Raw genomic sequence first — 457 nt, 5'->3', positions numbered from 1 at the left:
GCTTCCACACCTTCCGAAGCAGCGGACAGTGCCACAGACAGGATTGGGGTCTTCATGGAGACCTTGGCCTCGGACTTGATCTTACGCAGCTGCTCCACGGCCTTGCCGGCCCAAGTCAGCAGCTCGGGGGAAGCGCCGGTGGCGGCCTCGACATACGGGTCCACGACCGGCCAGGCGGCGCGATGCACGGAACCGGAACCGGCGTGCATCCAGCTCCACACTTCCTCGGTGGCGTACGGCAGGTACGGGGCCAGCAGACGTGCGAAGGCGTCCAGGCCCAGACCCAGAGCGGTGCGGGCGGACTTCACAGCCTTCTCGGACGGCACATTGCCGTGCTCGTCCGGAGTGCCATAGGCGCGGTTCTTGACCAGCTCGATGTAGTCGTCGCAGAACTGCCAGAAGTAGGACTCGATGACTTCCAGCGCTTTGGAATGCTCGTAGGATTCCAGCGCCTCGG

Annotated in this window: 1 protein-coding gene; it reads right to left on the bottom strand. The window is 64.6% G+C overall.

What is annotated here, in order from left to right; all coding sequences use genetic code 11:
- The coding region (locus DKT72_RS18920; RefSeq protein WP_162623374.1) for a class I tRNA ligase family protein at positions 1 to 457 on the bottom strand (457 nt) is incomplete at both ends.

Origin of the sequence: Confluentibacter sediminis, from assembly GCF_003258355.1 — a bacterium.
GTDB classification, from domain to species: Bacteria; Bacteroidota; Bacteroidia; order Flavobacteriales; family Flavobacteriaceae; genus Confluentibacter; species Confluentibacter sediminis.
This window is presented reverse-complemented; position numbering and strand designations above follow the sequence as displayed.